The following is a 15,469-nucleotide window of genomic DNA, read 5'->3' as shown; positions in this document are numbered from 1 at the left end:
GACCCGCCCACATTTTTTCCGTAGTCCCTGTATATCCCACTCATCATCCTGATGAATCGCTTCCTGCGATGTCCTGGCACTCATCCTGAGCACCTGTGCCTGTCCGTCGGCACAGTTCGAATACTAGCGATTCCCACGGCGCCGGCAAGCGACGAATCTCTCAAGAGATTTCAGGCGCAACAATCGTTAACACCGAAAAATATCTTTATATTCAATCATTTAGAAAAAGTACGTCAGTGGAAACGACATTGATTTACTAACCCCTACAACGATTACTTACATCACAAGTAAGCGATCGCTTACACGCGATAGCACAAGGGTAGATAACTAAACATTTAGCCTGGGTGAACAAAAACGCCCCGAGATTATCGGGGCGTTTTTTGCGGCGACGTCAGTGTTACTGGAACAAGGACTCGCTGGACAAACCGTTCTTCTCGAGAATCTCGCGCAGGCGCTTGAGGCCCTCGACCTGGATCTGCCGCACCCGCTCACGGGTCAGGCCGATCTCCAGGCCCACGTCCTCCAGGGTACTGCTTTCATGGCCGCGCAAGCCGAAACGACGCACGACGACCTCACGCTGCTTGTCGGTCAACTCGCCCAGCCACTGGTCGATGCTTTGCGACAGGTCATCGTCCTGCAGCAACTCGCAAGGGTCTGTGGGGCGGTCATCGGTGAGCGTGTCCAGCAGTGTCTTGTCGGAGTCCGGGCCCAGCGAAACGTCCACCGACGAAACCCGCTCATTGAGACCGAGCATGCGCTTGACCTCGGCTACCGGTTTCTCCAGCAGGTTGGCGATCTCTTCTGGTGACGGCTCATGGTCGAGCTTTTGCGTCAGCTCCCGCGCAGCACGCAGGTAGACGTTGAGCTCCTTGACCACGTGAATCGGCAGGCGGATGGTGCGGGTCTGGTTCATGATCGCCCGCTCGATGGTCTGGCGGATCCACCAGGTGGCATAGGTCGAGAAGCGGAAGCCGCGTTCAGGGTCGAACTTCTCCACCGCACGAATCAGGCCCAGGTTGCCTTCCTCGATCAGGTCGAGCAGCGACAGGCCACGATTGACGTAACGACGGGCGATCTTCACCACCAGGCGCAGGTTGCTTTCGATCATGCGCTTGCGCCCTGCGGGGTCGCCCTTCTGCGACAGGCGCGCGAAATGCACTTCTTCCTCTGGCGAGAGCAGAGGCGAGAAGCCGATTTCGTTGAGATACAGCTGGGTGGCATCGAGCGCCCTGCTGTAATCGATGTACTTGTGCTGCTTGAGCGATGCGCTCTGTTTCGACTTGGTCCGAACCGAAGGTACAGCAGGTTCGTCTGACACCACATCCGTTTCCAAAACGATGCCTGTCTCCATCAGGAGCAGGTCGTCGTCGATGTCAAACTCCGGCACTTCTTTACTGAGAGCCATTGTTATAGTCCTTTGCTGAGTTCGAACTCAGACTCGAGCGTCACCTTTCCGTGGTAGCGCTGGAGCCTGTCCCCTCTACGTCGGAGGAACAGGCTGGGACAAAGATCAACGGCGTGGCAGGAACTGGAGTGGGTCGACGGGTTTACCCTGGCGGCGAATCTCGAAATGCAGCTTCACCCGATCAGTGCCCGTGGATCCCATCTCTGCGATCGTCTGCCCTGCCTTGACCTGCTGCCCCTCCCGAACCAAAAGCCTGCGGTTGTGGCCGTAGGCACTGACGTAGGTATCGCTGTGCTTGATGATGATCAGCTCGCCGTAGCCCCGCAAGCCACTCCCCGCGTAAACCACTGCACCATCAGCGGCAGCAAAAACAGGCTGTCCCAAATCACCGGCGATATCAATGCCTTTATTCAAACTGCCGTTTGAAGCAAATTTTCCAATCAGCACGCCGTTCGCCGGCCACGTCCAGCCGCCAACGGCGCGCTCTGCGGCGGGCACCTGGGCAACCGTTTGCGAGGAAGACGAAGACGCCGAAGTGGCCGATTTGCCATTGCTCGCCGGCGGCGGCGGGGTACCGGCCGGGCGGCGGATGACTGTGGTCTTACTCGACGAAGATGGGCTGCTGGTGACCACCGTGGTACTGCCACCGGCACCACTGCTGAAGCGAATCGGCTGGCCCGGACGAATGGTGTAGGGCGGGGGAATATTGTTGCGCGCCGCCAACTCCTTGTAATCCCAGCCGTAGCGGAAGGCGATGGAGAACAGCGTGTCGCCGGGCTTGACCACGTACTGCCCAGAGGTGACGGCCGGGCGCTTGGGCGCGGCATTGTTGCGGTCGACCACCCGCGCACCGCTCGAGCCGGTACTGGAGCAGCCGGCCAACAGGGTTCCCATGGCCAGCGCAATCACCACAAGCTTCAAAACCGATCGTTCCTTGCGCTGCCCAATGCCTGTGTGACCCACCCGCGCTCCCCTCATGGTGCCGAAAGATGACGATGCAAAATGCAATAATGTTGCAATTATAACCGAGCCGCCTCGCTTGGGGTGGCCCGTAGTGAACCGGCGAACGCCAGATACCCCGCCAGATAGACAGGGCCCGGCCGCGGGAATTCGCTGCTGGCGCAAATATTCCGTGTTTTGTCAGGCCAACGGGCCGTTGAGCAACGGCACGAAGCGCACCGCCCCCAGCACGCGGCGCGAGAAACCGTGCTCTTCGCGGACGATCAGCATCAACTGCTGCACCTCCCCTGCCGGCCCGACCGGGATGACCATGCGCCCGCCGGGTGCCAGTTGGTCAAGCAGTGCCTGGGGCACCTCCGGCGCCACGGCGGTGACGATGATGCCGTTGTACGGCGCCAGCGCCGGCCAGCCTTCGCAGCCATCGCCCCAGCGAAACACCACATTGCGCAGGTTGAGCTCGACCAGACGCTCCTTGGCACGGTCCTGCAGGACTTTGATGCGCTCCACCGAGAACACCCGCTCCACCAACTGCGCCAGGATCGCGGTCTGATAGCCCGAACCGGTGCCGATCTCCAGCACCTTGTCCAGCGGCCCGGCCTCCAGCAGCAGCTCACTCATGTGCGCAACCATGAAGGGTTGCGAGATGGTCTGGTTGTGGCCGATCGGCAGCGCGGTGTCTTCATAGGCACGGTGCGCCAGGGCCTCGTCGACGAACAGGTGGCGCGGGGTACGGCGAATCGCGTCGAGCACCTGGGTATTCGACACGCCTTCCTCGCACAAGCGCTGGATCAGCCGCTCCCGGGTGCGCTGTGAGGTCATGCCGATACCTCGGCGCATCAGATCGTCCTGTTCGCGCATCAGAGCACGCCCTCCAGCCAACCCTCGAAGCGCTCGAAGGCGTCATTGAAGGTGCGGTCCAGCTGCAACGGGGTGATCGACACATAGCCCTGCATCACCGCGTGGAAGTCAGTACCCGGCCCGCCATCCTCGGCATCGCCGGCCACGGCGATCCAGTAGCCTTCCTTGCCCCGCGGATTGACCACCTTGGTCGGTGCCGCCGCGCGTGCCCGATGCCCCAGCCGGGTGAGCTGGATGCCGCGGATATGCTCCAACGGCAGGTTGGGGATGTTGATGTTGAGCACGGTGCGTGGCGGCAGCTCCAGGCGTGCCTGCGCCTCGACCAGGCGACGGGCGATGTAGGCCGCCGCCGGCAGGTTGTCGGTTTGCCGCGAGAGCAGCGAGAAGGCCAGTGACGTTCCACCCAGGAAGCGCCCTTCGAGCGCAGCCGCGACCGTGCCGGAATACAGCACGTCATCGCCCAGGTTGGCGCCCAGGTTGATACCCGACACCACCATGTCAGGGGTATGCGGCAACAGGCCGTTGAGCCCCAGGTGCACGCAGTCGGTCGGCGTGCCGTTGAGGCTGATGAAGCCATTGGCCAATGTCTGCGGGTGCAGGGGCCGGTCCAGCGTCAGCGAACTGCCGGCGCCGCTCTTGTCTTGATCCGGGGCAATCACCGCGCACTCGGCGTAATCCGCCAGCGCAGCATGCAGCGCGGCGAGGCCTGGTGCGGTAACACCGTCGTCATTCGAAATCAGAATACGCATGGGCTGTCCGTCTGCCCTGCCGGCACCAGATCGACGAGTTCGCGCACCACCACGGTGGCGAAGCATCCGGCCGGAAGGACGAATTCCAGTTGCAGGATATCAGGCTCGGGATAATGCCACGTCAGCCGCCCAATAGGGAGCCGCAGGATGCGTCGTTCGTGATCCATGCCCGCACGCGCCAGCCATTGGCACAGTGCCGGATGCTGTTCGGCGATGGCCGATTCGATCGCCAGCGTGGCGCCACTGCTCGGGGCATCGCCTTCGCCCCACAGCGGGCCGGTGGGGTGCAGGTCGAGAATGGCCAGGCGCGGATCGCTGCACTCGGCCTCTCCCGCCGGGAAGAAGCTGCGGCTGTCGGTGAAGGCCAACAAGTCGCCGACCTGGGCGCGCTGCCAGCTGCCATCGGCCACGCGCGTGGCCAGCACTTGGTTGAACAGGTAGCTGCGCGCCGCCGAGAGCAACCGCGAACGTAGGTTGCGCTGCTCCGGCAACGCCTGGCGGGTCGCCCAATCCTGGGCATCGTGAACATTGCCACCAGCATGGCCGAAACGTTGGCCACCGAAGTAGTTGGGCACACCCTTTTGCTTGAGTTGCTCGAGGCGCGCATCGAGGGCCTGGTGGTCGGCCTGCAGCGCGGTCAGGCGCAGCGTGAAACCGTTGGCCGCATGGGCGCCACGCTGCAGTTTGCGCTGGTGGCGTACCTGCTTGAGCACACGCAGGGTTTCGTCTTCGGCACGGGACAGGTCAGGGTCGGCCTTGCCCGGCAGGTGCAGGCTGAACCATTGGCGGGTCAGGGCCTGACGGTCCTTGAGGCCGGCATAGCTGATCGAGCGCACTGGCACGCCGGCGCCGCGCGCCAGGCGGCGGGCGGCTTCTTCGGTATTGAGGTCACGCTTCTCGACCCACAGCCACAGGTGCTCGCCCTGGCCGGACAGCGGGATGTCGAGCACTTCGTCGACCTGGAAATCTTCGGCCACCGCCTTGAGCACCGCAGTACCCAGGGCGTCACCCGAGGCACGCGGCCCCAGCAGTTGCAGTTCGTTCATACCGGCAGCAACAGGGCAACCGCGTGCACGGCGATCCCCTCCTCACGGCCGGTGAAGCCCAGCTTTTCTTCGGTGGTGGCCTTGACGTTGACCTGGTCGAGCTCGACCTGCAGGTCTTCGGCGATGCGCTGGCGCATGGTTTCGATATGCGGGGCCATTTTCGGCGCCTGGGCGACGATGGTGGCGTCGACGTTACCGACCTTCCAGCCCTTGTTGCGCACCACACCCAGCACATGGCGCAGCAGCACGCGGCTGTCGGCGCCCTTGAACTGCGGGTCGGTGTCCGGGAAGTGCTTACCGATGTCGCCCAGCGCCGCAGCGCCAAGCAGGGCATCGCTCAGGGCATGCAGCAGCACGTCACCATCGGAATGGGCCAGCAGGCCGTATTTGTGGGGGATACGCACCCCGCCCAGGGTAATGAAATCACCGTCGGCGAAACGGTGGACATCGTAGCCATGGCCAATACGCATAGAAAAACGCCCTGATTGAGACAGGGCGTGATTCTACCTGCTTTCATGCAGTCTTGGGGCTGCTGTGCAGCCCTTCGCGGGTGAACCCGCTCCCACAAGGAACGCTGCAAGCCGAGGGCTGCAGATACCCTGTGGCAGCGGGTTTACCCGCGAAAAAGCCAACACCATGCTGCCAGGTCAAACCCTGCCCAGTGCCACCGCATGATGGCGCAGATGCTCATCGATGAAGCTGGCGATGAAGTAGTAGCTATGGTCGTAACCCGGCTGCAAACGCAGGGTCAGCCCATGCCCCCCCTTGCGGGCGGCCTGCTCCAGCGCCTCTGGCTTGAGCTGTTTTTCGAGGAAGTCGTCGCGATCCCCCTGGTCCACCAGCAGCGGCGGGCATTCACCCGCCTCGGCCAGCAACACACTGGCATCCCACTCGCGCCAGCGCGCCCGGTCTTCGCCCAGGTAGTGGCTGAAAGCCTTCTCGCCCCAAGGGCAGTCCATCGGGTTGCTGATGGGCGAGAACGCCGACACCGAGCGGTAACGCCCCGGGTTGCGCAGGGCGCAGACCAGCGCGCCATGCCCGCCCATGGAGTGGCCACTGATGCTGCGCTGATCGGACGCAGGGAAGTGCGCCTCGATCAGTGCCGGCAGCTCGTCCACCACGTAGTCGTGCATGCGGTAGTGCTGAGCCCAGGGCTGCTGGGTGGCGTTGAGGTAGAAGCCGGCGCCCAGGCCGAAGTCCCAGGCGCCCTCCGGATCCCCCGGCACCCCTTCGCCACGCGGGCTGGTATCAGGGGCGACGATGATCAGCCCAAGCTCCGCGGCCAGACGCTGGGCGCCGGCCTTCTGCATGAAGTTCTCGTCGGTGCAGGTCAGGCCGCTGAGCCAGTACAGCACCGGCAGCTTCTCGCCCTGCTCGGCCTGGGGCGGCAGGTACACGGCGAACACCATGTCGCAACCGAGCACCTTGGAACTGTGCCGGTAGCGCTTGTGCCAGCCGCCGAAGCTTTTCTGGCAGGAGATGTTTTCCAGCGTCATGGCAGGGGCCTCAGAAGTGGATAACGCTACGGATGCTCTTGCCTTCGTGCATCAGGTCGAAGGCCTTGTTGATGTCTTCCAGGCCCATGGTGTGGGTGATGAAGGTGTCCAGCGGGATCTCGCCCTTCTCGGACATCTCAACGTAGCTCGGCAGCTCGCTGCGGCCACGCACGCCGCCGAACGCCGAACCGCGCCAGACGCGGCCGGTGACCAGCTGGAACGGACGGGTGGCGATTTCCTGGCCGGCACCGGCCACGCCGATGATCACCGACTCGCCCCAGCCCTTGTGGCAGCACTCCAGCGCCGCACGCATCAACTGCACGTTGCCGATGCACTCGAAGGAGAAGTCCACGCCGCCGTCGGTAAGGTCGACGATGACTTCCTGGATCGGGCGGTCGTAGTCCTTCGGGTTGATGCAGTCGGTGGCGCCCAATTGGCGGGCGATCTCGAACTTGGCTGGGTTGATGTCGATGGCGATGATGCGCGAGGCCTTGGCCTTGACCGCACCGATCACCGCCGACAAGCCAATGCCGCCCAGGCCGAAGATGGCCACGGTGTCCCCCGGCTTGACCTTGGCGGTGTTGAGCACGGCACCGATGCCGGTGGTCACGCCGCAGCCGAGCAGGCAGACCTTCTCCAGCGGCGCTTCCTTCTGGATCTTGGCCACGGAGATTTCCGGCAGCACGGTGTACTCGGAGAACGTCGAGGTACCCATGTAGTGGAACAGCTGCTGGCCCTTGTAGCTGAAACGGCTGGTGCCGTCGGGCATCAGGCCCTTGCCCTGGGTGGCGCGGATCGCCTGGCACAGGTTGGTCTTGCCCGACAGGCAGAATTTGCACTTGCCGCATTCCGGGGTGTACAGCGGGATCACATGGTCACCGACCGCCACCGAGGTGACGCCCTCACCTACCGCCTCGACGATCGCCCCGCCCTCATGGCCGAGGATCGACGGGAAGATGCCCTCCGGGTCGGCACCGGACAGGGTGTAGGCGTCGGTGTGGCAGACCCCGGAGGCGACCACGCGCAACAGCACTTCACCGGCCTTGGGCATGGCCACGTCAACTTCGACGATTTCCAGGGGTTTCTTGGCCTCGAAGGCTACGGCAGCACGGGACTTGATCATCATGGGTCTCCAGACAGAGTGTCGATATCAGTCCCGCAGTGTAATTCATGCCTATTTGATGAATAATCCGGCCAACTAAAAAACATTATTGCCATACAGGGATAATCCATGAGCAGTCGCTGGGAAGGCATCGACGAGTTCGTCGCCGTCGCCGAGTCAGGCCAGTTCACCGCGGCCGCCGAGCGCCTGGGGGTGTCCTCGTCCCATATCAGCCGGCAGATCGCCCGCCTTGAAGAACGCCTGCAGACCCGCCTGCTGTACCGCAGCACCCGGCGGGTGACCCTGAGCGAAGCCGGGCAGACCTTCCTCCAGCACTGCCAGCGCCTGCAGGATGGCCGTGAAGAGGCGCTGCGCGCCATGGGCGACCTGGCCAGCGAACCCAAAGGCTTGCTGCGCATGACTTGCGCCGTTGCCTATGGTGAGCGCTTCATCGTGCCGCTGGTGACGCGGTTCATGGCGCAGTACCCGCAATTGCGGGTCGAAGTGGAACTGAGCAACCGCACCCTCGACCTGCTGCATGAAGGCATGGACATGGCGATCCGCCTGGGCCGCCTGCAGGACTCGCGACTGGTCGCCACGCGCCTGGCGCCTCGGCGCATGTACCTGTGCGCCTCGCCCGCCTACCTGGAGCGATATGGCCGCCCTCACAGCCTGTCGGAACTGGCGCGGCACAATTGCCTGATCGGCAGCTCCGACCTGTGGGCGCTGCAGCAGGATGGGCGCGAATTCAGCCAGCGGGTGCAGGGCAATTGGCGTTGCAACAGCGGGCAGGCGGTACTGGATGCGGCGTTGCAGGGGATGGGCTTGTGCCAGCTACCGGATTATTACGTGCTGGAGCATCTGCACAGTGGCGCGCTGGTGTCGTTGCTGGAGGGGCACCAGCCACCGAACACGGCGGTATGGGCGCTTTATCCGCAGCAGCGGCATCTGTCGCCGAAGGTGCGACGGTTGGTGGATTATCTGAAGGAAGGGTTGGCGCTGTTGCCGGAGTATCGGCAGGGCTGATGATAGCGGCTGGTTGTACGGGCCTCTTCGCGGGTAAACCCGCCCCCCCAGGATTTCCCCCCACCTGACGTCAGTGACCGTCCTGTGGGCGCGGGTTAACCCGCGAAGAGGCCATTACAGGCAGATGACCTTTAGCGGCGAGTCGCCCAGCGCTGACGCAACCACTCCAGGTCTTCCGGCCGGGTCACCTTGATGTTGTCGCTGCGCCCTTCGATCAGCCGTGGCGCGTAGCCGGCCCACTCGATGGCGGAGGACTCATCGGTGACCGCCACATCCGACACCAGGCACTCGGCCAGCGCCCGGTGCAGCATCCCCAGACGGAACATCTGCGGCGTATACGCCAGCCAGACGGTACTGCGATCCACCGTGGCGCTCACCCGGCCATCGGCGCCGGCACGCTTGAGGGTGTCCCGCGCCGGGACCGCCAACAAGCCACCCACGGCGTCATCGGCCAACTCGCTCAACAACCGGTCCAGGTCGCTGCGTGCCAGGTTCGGCCGCGCCGCATCGTGCACCAGTACCCAGTCGTCGTCCGACGCACCCTGGGCATGCAGCAACAGCAAGGCATTGAGCACCGAGTCGGCACGCTCGCGCCCGCCCGGGGCACGCTGGATGCGCCCATCGCTGGCACAGCGCAGGCCGGGCCAGTACGGGTCTTGATCGGCAATGCTGACCACCACGCCCTTGAGCGCAGGGTGGCCTAGAAAACAGTCGAGGCTATGCTCGAGGATTGTCTGCCCGCCCAACTGCAGATACTGCTTGGGCCGGTCGGCAGCCATGCGGGCACCAACGCCCGCGGCGGGAATCACGGCCCAGAAGGCCGGCAATTGCTGAGTCATTTTTGCGGCAACTGGTAGAGGGTTTCGCCCTCTTTGACCATCCCCAGTTCATGACGAGCCCGTTCTTCCACGGTCTCCATACCTTTCTTCAGCTCCAGGACCTCCGCATCGAGCACACGATTACGCTCCAGCAGCCGTTCGTTCTCGGCGTGCTGTTCGTCAATTTGCTGCTTGAGCTCGGTCACTTGTGCCAGGCTGCCATTACCCACCCAAAGGCGATATTGCAGGCCGCCGAGCAGCAGGAGCAGAACGAGAAACAACCAATAGGGACTGCGCATGAAGATATCCAGGGTATAAGGCCGCCGCAGCGAGCTTCCGATAGCACGAAGCCTGGCCGAGGCCAGGCTTCGTCGACAGAAACCCGTGTGAAGCATCTGAACATTCAGTACGAATGTTCAGGCTGCCTCGGCTGCTGCCTTTTTACCATCTCTTGCTCAGCCGCGAAACTCGGCGCGGCCACGGTAGACGGCCTTGGCACCCAGTTGCTCTTCGATACGCAGCAGCTGGTTGTACTTGCTGACGCGGTCGGAGCGGCACAGCGAGCCGGTCTTGATCTGGCCAGCAGCGGTACCAACGGCCAGGTCGGCAATGGTCGAGTCCTCGGTTTCACCCGAACGGTGCGAAATCACCGCGGTGTAGCCGGCGGCCTTGGCCATCTGGATGGCTTCCAGGGTTTCGGTCAGCGAGCCGATCTGGTTGAACTTGATCAGGATCGAGTTACCGATGCCCTTCTCGATGCCTTCCTTGAGGATCTTGGTGTTGGTAACGAACAGGTCGTCGCCCACCAGCTGGACTTTCTCGCCGATCTTGTCGGTGAGGATTTTCCAGCCAGCCCAGTCGGACTCGTCCAGGCCGTCTTCGATCGAGATGATCGGGAAACGCTCGGTCAGGCCTTTGAGGTACTCGGCGAAACCTTCGGCGTCGAACGACTTGCCTTCACCGGACAGGTTGTACTTGCCGTCTTCGTAGAACTCGGAAGCGGCGCAGTCCAGGGCCAGGGTCACGTCGGTGCCCAGTTTGTAGCCGGCTTTCTCTACGGCTTCGGCGATGGCGCCCAGGGCGTCTTCGTTGGACGCCAGGTTCGGCGCGAAGCCGCCTTCGTCACCTACAGCGGTGTTCAGACCACGGGCCTTGAGCACGGCTTTGAGGTGGTGGAAGATTTCGGTGCCCATGCGCAGGCCGTCGGAGAAGGTCTTGGCGCCAACCGGCTGCACCATGAACTCCTGGATGTCGACGTTGTTGTCGGCGTGCTCACCGCCGTTGATGATGTTCATCATCGGAACCGGCATGGAGTACTGGCCCGGGGTGCCGTTGAGGTTGGCGATGTGCGCGTACAGCGGCAGGTCCAGGTCCTGGGCGGCAGCCTTGGCGGCAGCCAGCGAGACAGCCAGGATGGCGTTGGCGCCCAGCTTGGCCTTGTTCTCGGTACCGTCCAGTTCGATCATGGCGCGGTCCAGGGCCTTCTGGTCAGCCGGGTCCTTGCCCAGCAGCAGCTCGCGGATCGGGCCGTTGATGTTGGCGACGGCCTTCAGCACGCCCTTGCCCAGGTAACGGCTCTTGTCGCCATCACGCAGCTCCAGCGCTTCGCGCGAGCCAGTGGAAGCACCCGACGGCGCGCAGGCGCTGCCGATGATGCCGTTGTCGAGCAGCACGTCGGCTTCCACGGTGGGGTTGCCACGGGAATCGAGAACTTCACGACCTTTGATGTCGACGATCTTTGCCATTGTTGTAAGCACTCCAGAATTGACGAAACTAACGCAACTTTTGGGAATTCTTGCCGTTCACCAGGCGACATGGCACGGGCAGGCCTGGGGAAGGGAGCCCCTGACCGATAGGTCAGGGGTTGGAACGGGCGGTACTTTACCCGAGAAATGAGCTTTACGCGGTTTCTACCGTCGGAAAACTTTTCACCAGGTCGTCCAACTGCTTGAGCTGGGCGAGGAACGGTTCCAGCTTGTCCAGGCGCAGGGCGCACGGGCCATCGCACTTGGCGTTGTCCGGGTCCGGGTGGGCTTCGAGGAACAGCCCGGCCAGGCCCTGGCTCATGCCAGCCTTGGCCAGGTCGGTGACCTGGGCACGGCGGCCACCGGCGGAGTCGGCACGGCCGCCCGGGGTCTGCAGCGAGTGGGTGACGTCGAAGAACACCGGGTACTCGAACTGCTTCATGATGCCGAAGCCGAGCATGTCCACCACCAGGTTGTTGTAGCCGAAGCTCGAACCGCGCTCACACAGGATGAGCTGGTCGTTGCCGGCTTCGACGCACTTGGCGAGGATGTGCTTCATCTCGTGGGGCGCAAGGAACTGCGCCTTCTTGATGTTGATCACCGCGCCGGTCTTGGCCATCGCCACCACCAGGTCGGTCTGGCGCGACAGGAATGCCGGCAACTGGATGATGTCGCACACCTTGGCCACCGGCTCGCACTGGTAGGGCTCGTGCACGTCGGTGATCACCGGCACGTTGAAGGTCTGCTTGATCTCTTCGAAGATCTTCAGGCCTTCTTCCATGCCCGGGCCACGGTACGAGGTCACCGACGAGCGGTTGGCCTTGTCGAAGCTGGCCTTGAACACGTACGGGATGCCGAGTTTCTCGGTCACCCGCACGTACTCCTCGCAGACCTTCAGGGCCAGGTCACGGGATTCCAGGACGTTCATGCCGCCGAACAGGACGAACGGCTTGTCGTTGGCGATCTCGATGTTACCGACGCGAATGATCTTCTGAGTCATGGATCAGGCCTTGTTCTTCTGTGCCAGGGCTGCCTTGACGAAGCCGCTGAACAGCGGGTGGCCGTCACGTGGCGTCGAGGTGAACTCCGGGTGGAACTGGCAGGCGACGAACCATGGGTGGTCCTTGGACTCGACCACTTCCACCAGCGCGCCGTCTTCGGAACGACCCGAGACCACCAGGCCGGCATCGACCAGTTGTGGCAGCAGGTTGTTGTTCACTTCGTAGCGGTGACGGTGACGCTCGGTGATGATGTCCTTGCCGTAGCAGTCGTGCACTTTCGAGCCCGATGCCAGCTGGCAGTCCTGTGCGCCCAGGCGCATGGTGCCGCCCAGGTCGGAGGCTTCGGTACGGGTCTCGACCGCGCCGGTGGCGTCTGCCCACTCGGTGATCAGGCCGACGACCGGGTGGCCGCTGTTGCGGTCGAACTCGGTGGAGTTGGCGTCTTTCCAGCCCATCACGTTACGGGCGAACTCGATCACGGCCACCTGCATGCCGAGGCAGATGCCCAGGTACGGGACCTTGTTCTCACGGGCGTACTGCACCGCGGTGATCTTGCCTTCCACGCCGCGCAGGCCGAAACCGCCCGGGACCAGGATGGCATCGGCGCCTTCGAGCAGGCTGGTGCCCTGGTTCTCGATGTCTTCGGAGTCGATGTAGCGCAGGTTGACCTTGGTGCGGTTGGTGATGCCGGCGTGGCTCATCGCTTCGATCAGCGACTTGTACGCGTCCAGCAGCTCCATGTACTTGCCGACCATGGCGATGGTCACTTCCTGCTCAGGATTGAGCTTGGCATCGACCACCTTGTCCCACTCGGACAGGTCGGCGCTGTTGCACTGCAGGGCGAAGCGCTCGACGACGAAGTCGTCCAGGCCTTGTGCGTGCAGTACGCCAGGGATCTTGTAGATGGTGTCGACGTCTTCCAGCGAAATCACCGCACGCTCTTCGACGTTGGTGAACAGCGCGATCTTGCGACGCGACGAGGCGTCGACCGGGTGGTCGGAACGGCAGATCAGCACGTCAGGCTGCAAGCCGATGGAGCGCAGCTCCTTGACCGAGTGCTGGGTCGGCTTGGTCTTGGTCTCACCGGCGGTGGCGATGTACGGCACCAGCGTCAGGTGCATCAGCATGGCGCGCTTGGAGCCCACTTCAACGCGCAGCTGGCGGATGGCCTCGAGGAACGGCTGCGATTCGATGTCACCCACGGTGCCGCCGATCTCGACCAGCGCGACGTCGGCATCGCCGGCGCCCTTGATGATGCGGCGCTTGATTTCGTCGGTGATGTGCGGGATGACCTGGATGGTCGCGCCCAGGTAGTCACCACGGCGCTCTTTGCGCAGCACGTGCTCGTAGATACGGCCGGTGGTGAAGTTGTTGTTCTGGGTCATCGTGGTGCGGATGAACCGCTCGTAGTGGCCCAGGTCGAGATCGGTCTCGGCGCCGTCGTGGGTGACGAATACTTCACCGTGCTGGAACGGGCTCATGGTGCCCGGGTCGACGTTGATGTACGGGTCCAGCTTGAGCATGGTGACTTTGAGCCCCCGCGCTTCCAGGATGGCCGCCAGGGAAGCCGAGGCAATGCCTTTCCCCAATGAAGAAACAACACCGCCCGTGACGAATATGTAGCGCGTCATGAAAAACCCTAGAAGTCTGCGTTAAGGCGGCACGCGCCGCCGGAGAAAGCGAAGGAAGGCCGAAGCCCCCGATCACCTGCGTCAATCACAGTGCATCTCGAACAACTGCCGCGTCTGTACAGACCAGGGGTATCCCCGGCATGGAGCTCGCTCGTCATTTTAAGAATCAGCCCAGCAAAAAACTGCTTGGTAATCGGCAACCCCTGTGTTTTCGAGGAACCCACAGAAGTTGTATCAAGAAGGGAGGGTAGTCTACCGGAATGTACCCTTCAGCTCAAACCTTGCACGCTGGTCGGCGGCTGCCAGTGCAACTGGCAATTTGCCGCCCCCAGTTCGGGCAGGTTGGCCACCGCCAACAGCCGCTCGCCCTGATACAGCAACGGCAGACGCGGGCGCACGAAATGCGGGATCTGCAACTCGTTGAGCAGACGCTTGAGGTCGCGCCGGCCACGACCGGGAAGGTCCAGCACTTCGCCGCCCCGGCGATAGGCGATGCGCAGGCCCGTAGCGACTGATTGCGCAGCCAACCGCACCTGGCCGTTGCCCGGCAATGCCAGCGGCTGGGTCGGATCCTGCCAGGCCGGCTCCCCCGATGGCGCGCGCTGCCACTCGCCACTCAACCACCAGATGCGTCCGTGGCTGCGCTTCAACTCGCCGTCGGTAAGGCGCCACACCGGCCGGGCGTCGGCTGCAGCGTCGCGCAGGTCGTTCCAGCCCGCCCAGTGGCGGCTGTCGGGCAACCGGGTGCGGCGGCCAAGCCAGCATTGCAGGGCATTGCGCTGGCGCGCTGGCGACAACGCCGCGAGGGTGGCAAGGTCGAGGGAGTCCAGCCCGAGCCAGGGCAGCGGCGCATTGCCGCAGGCCGTCGCCAGGTCGTCTGTGGCCAGTTCATCGAGCAGGCCCAATGCCTCCCCCAGGTGCTCGGCGCTGCGCGCCAGGCTCGCTTCGGCCTGGGGCCAGCGCTGCCTCAGCAGCGGCAACACCTCGCTACGCAGGTAGTTGCGGGCGAAGGTGGTGTCGGTATTGGTGGGATCATCGACCCACACCAGCCCCTTGCTCCGGGCATAGGCCTGCAATTGCGCGCGCGACAGTTTGAGCATCGGGCGAACCAGCCCGCCCTGCCCCAGCGGCCGCACCTCGGGCATGGCCGACAGGCCACGCAACCCGGCACCGCGCAGCAGACGGAACAGCAAAGTCTCGGCCTGATCGTCACGGTGCTGGCCGGTGAACAGCACGGCGCCTGGGGCGAGCAGCTTTTCGAAGGCCGCGTAGCGGGCATCGCGGGCAGCCTGCTCAAGGCTGGCACCCTGGCCTACCTGAACGTGAATGACGTCGAGTTCGATGCCCAGGGCATCACAGACGGTTCTGCAGTGGGCGGGCCATGCATCGGCGGCAGCTTGCAGACCATGATGCACATGGACGGCACGCAGCGGCGGCGCGGGGTGGTTGCGGGCGTAATCGGCCAGCAGGTGCAGGAGGACGGTGGAGTCGAGGCCACCGGAGAAGGCGATGTACCAGGCGGGGGCGTTTAGCCAAGGGGTGAGGTTGAGCATCGGGGCCTCACTTGCGAAAGCATCGCGGGGCAAGCCCGCTCCCACGGGAACGGCGCTTGCTTCAGACATTGCGCGATCC

General features: G+C 63.6%; 15 protein-coding genes. 1 reads left to right on the top strand and 14 read right to left on the bottom strand.

The genetic code is table 11. The features are described 5' to 3' along the window. Positions 1 to 397: 397 nt before the first annotated feature. The 8 genes from rpoS to ABE459_RS06765 all read right to left on the bottom strand — a co-directional run bounded on the left by rpoS (position 398) and on the right by ABE459_RS06765 (position 7,637). Positions 398 to 1,405, bottom strand: a complete 1,008-nt coding sequence (rpoS, locus tag ABE459_RS06800; protein ID WP_110992393.1) for an RNA polymerase sigma factor RpoS — start codon at positions 1,403 to 1,405, stop codon at positions 398 to 400. A gap of 105 nt (positions 1,406 to 1,510) precedes the next feature. Then, positions 1,511 to 2,368: a peptidoglycan DD-metalloendopeptidase family protein gene (locus ABE459_RS06795; RefSeq protein WP_323830217.1), complete on the bottom strand. Its 858-nt coding sequence runs from the start codon at positions 2,366 to 2,368 to the stop codon at positions 1,511 to 1,513. A gap of 177 nt (positions 2,369 to 2,545) precedes the next feature. Further along, entirely contained in the window at positions 2,546 to 3,184 is a 639-nt protein-coding gene (locus ABE459_RS06790; protein ID WP_189654577.1) for a protein-L-isoaspartate(D-aspartate) O-methyltransferase, read from the bottom strand. A gap of 38 nt (positions 3,185 to 3,222) precedes the next feature. Beyond that, on the bottom strand, positions 3,223 to 3,972 hold the full coding sequence (gene surE, locus ABE459_RS06785) for a 5'/3'-nucleotidase SurE (protein WP_110992396.1): 750 nt from the start codon (positions 3,970 to 3,972) through the stop codon (positions 3,223 to 3,225). Continuing rightward, complete coding sequence (truD, locus tag ABE459_RS06780; protein WP_323830218.1) at positions 3,960 to 5,018, bottom strand: tRNA pseudouridine(13) synthase TruD; 1,059 nt, start codon at positions 5,016 to 5,018, stop codon at positions 3,960 to 3,962. The genes surE and truD overlap by 13 nt, the downstream gene beginning before the upstream one ends. Beyond that, positions 5,015 to 5,488, bottom strand: a complete 474-nt coding sequence (gene ispF / locus ABE459_RS06775) for a 2-C-methyl-D-erythritol 2,4-cyclodiphosphate synthase (protein ID WP_125465197.1) — start codon at positions 5,486 to 5,488, stop codon at positions 5,015 to 5,017. The genes truD and ispF overlap by 4 nt, the downstream gene beginning before the upstream one ends. A gap of 177 nt (positions 5,489 to 5,665) precedes the next feature. Further along, entirely contained in the window at positions 5,666 to 6,514 is an 849-nt protein-coding gene (fghA, locus tag ABE459_RS06770; protein ID WP_323830219.1) for an S-formylglutathione hydrolase, read from the bottom strand. A gap of 10 nt (positions 6,515 to 6,524) precedes the next feature. Then, positions 6,525 to 7,637, bottom strand: a complete 1,113-nt coding sequence (locus tag ABE459_RS06765; protein WP_258706638.1) for an S-(hydroxymethyl)glutathione dehydrogenase/class III alcohol dehydrogenase — start codon at positions 7,635 to 7,637, stop codon at positions 6,525 to 6,527. Positions 7,638 to 7,745: 108 nt separating this feature from the next. Here ABE459_RS06765 and ABE459_RS06760 point away from each other — a divergent pair, with 108 nt between their 5' ends. Next, positions 7,746 to 8,642: a LysR substrate-binding domain-containing protein gene (locus ABE459_RS06760; protein ID WP_125465199.1), complete on the top strand. Its 897-nt coding sequence runs from the start codon at positions 7,746 to 7,748 to the stop codon at positions 8,640 to 8,642. A gap of 131 nt (positions 8,643 to 8,773) precedes the next feature. On the opposite strand, the gene ispD is transcribed toward ABE459_RS06760, so the two are convergent. The 6 genes from ispD to tilS form a co-directional block, all read right to left on the bottom strand. Beyond that, entirely contained in the window at positions 8,774 to 9,481 is a 708-nt protein-coding gene (gene ispD / locus ABE459_RS06755; protein ID WP_125465200.1) for a 2-C-methyl-D-erythritol 4-phosphate cytidylyltransferase, read from the bottom strand. After that, the gene (ftsB, locus tag ABE459_RS06750) at positions 9,478 to 9,759 is read right to left on the bottom strand and encodes a cell division protein FtsB (RefSeq protein ID WP_110992403.1); all 282 of its coding nucleotides are present in this window, start codon (positions 9,757 to 9,759) and stop codon (positions 9,478 to 9,480) included. The genes ispD and ftsB overlap by 4 nt, the downstream gene beginning before the upstream one ends. Before the next feature lie 156 nt (positions 9,760 to 9,915). Then, positions 9,916 to 11,205 (bottom strand): phosphopyruvate hydratase, encoded by a 1,290-nt coding sequence (gene eno / locus ABE459_RS06745; RefSeq protein ID WP_125465201.1) that lies wholly within the window; start codon positions 11,203 to 11,205, stop codon positions 9,916 to 9,918. A gap of 154 nt (positions 11,206 to 11,359) precedes the next feature. After that, positions 11,360 to 12,205: a 3-deoxy-8-phosphooctulonate synthase gene (kdsA, locus tag ABE459_RS06740; protein ID WP_125859890.1), complete on the bottom strand. Its 846-nt coding sequence runs from the start codon at positions 12,203 to 12,205 to the stop codon at positions 11,360 to 11,362. Positions 12,206 to 12,208: 3 nt separating this feature from the next. Continuing rightward, positions 12,209 to 13,837 carry a CTP synthase gene (locus ABE459_RS06735; RefSeq protein WP_110992406.1) on the bottom strand — a complete coding sequence of 543 codons (1,629 nt, stop codon included), beginning with the start codon at positions 13,835 to 13,837 and terminating at the stop codon, positions 12,209 to 12,211. A gap of 269 nt (positions 13,838 to 14,106) precedes the next feature. After that, a complete protein-coding gene (tilS, locus tag ABE459_RS06730) occupies positions 14,107 to 15,390 on the bottom strand; it encodes a tRNA lysidine(34) synthetase TilS (RefSeq protein WP_323830220.1) in 1,284 nt (427 codons plus the stop codon). Between the last annotated feature and the right edge of the window lie 79 nt (positions 15,391 to 15,469).

The sequence above is a fragment of the Pseudomonas sp. TWI923 genome, assembly GCF_039673365.1.
Lineage (GTDB): Bacteria > Pseudomonadota > Gammaproteobacteria > Pseudomonadales > Pseudomonadaceae > Aquipseudomonas > Aquipseudomonas sichuanensis.
This window is presented reverse-complemented; position numbering and strand designations above follow the sequence as displayed.

Excerpts from the sequence above, each read along its gene's own strand:
- rpoS (WP_110992393.1), bottom strand. The coding sequence starts at position 1,405 with ATGGCTCTCAGTAAAGAAGTGCCGGAGTTTGACATCGACGACGACCTG.
- ABE459_RS06790 (WP_189654577.1), bottom strand. The coding sequence starts at position 3,184 with ATGACCTCACAGCGCACCCGGGAGCGGCTGATCCAGCGCTTGTGCGAG.
- surE (WP_110992396.1), bottom strand. The coding sequence starts at position 3,972 with ATGCGTATTCTGATTTCGAATGACGACGGTGTTACCGCACCAGGCCTC.
- truD (WP_323830218.1), bottom strand. The coding sequence starts at position 5,018 with ATGAACGAACTGCAACTGCTGGGGCCGCGTGCCTCGGGTGACGCCCTG.
- ispF (WP_125465197.1), bottom strand. The coding sequence starts at position 5,488 with ATGCGTATTGGCCATGGCTACGATGTCCACCGTTTCGCCGACGGTGAT.
- fghA (WP_323830219.1), bottom strand. The coding sequence starts at position 6,514 with ATGACGCTGGAAAACATCTCCTGCCAGAAAAGCTTCGGCGGCTGGCAC.
- ABE459_RS06765 (WP_258706638.1), bottom strand. The coding sequence starts at position 7,637 with ATGATCAAGTCCCGTGCTGCCGTAGCCTTCGAGGCCAAGAAACCCCTG.
- ABE459_RS06760 (WP_125465199.1), top strand. The coding sequence starts at position 7,746 with ATGAGCAGTCGCTGGGAAGGCATCGACGAGTTCGTCGCCGTCGCCGAG.
- ispD (WP_125465200.1), bottom strand. The coding sequence starts at position 9,481 with ATGACTCAGCAATTGCCGGCCTTCTGGGCCGTGATTCCCGCCGCGGGC.
- ftsB (WP_110992403.1), bottom strand. The coding sequence starts at position 9,759 with ATGCGCAGTCCCTATTGGTTGTTTCTCGTTCTGCTCCTGCTGCTCGGC.
- eno (WP_125465201.1), bottom strand. The coding sequence starts at position 11,205 with ATGGCAAAGATCGTCGACATCAAAGGTCGTGAAGTTCTCGATTCCCGT.
- kdsA (WP_125859890.1), bottom strand. The coding sequence starts at position 12,205 with ATGACTCAGAAGATCATTCGCGTCGGTAACATCGAGATCGCCAACGAC.
- ABE459_RS06735 (WP_110992406.1), bottom strand. The coding sequence starts at position 13,837 with ATGACGCGCTACATATTCGTCACGGGCGGTGTTGTTTCTTCATTGGGG.
- tilS (WP_323830220.1), bottom strand. The coding sequence starts at position 15,390 with ATGCTCAACCTCACCCCTTGGCTAAACGCCCCCGCCTGGTACATCGCC.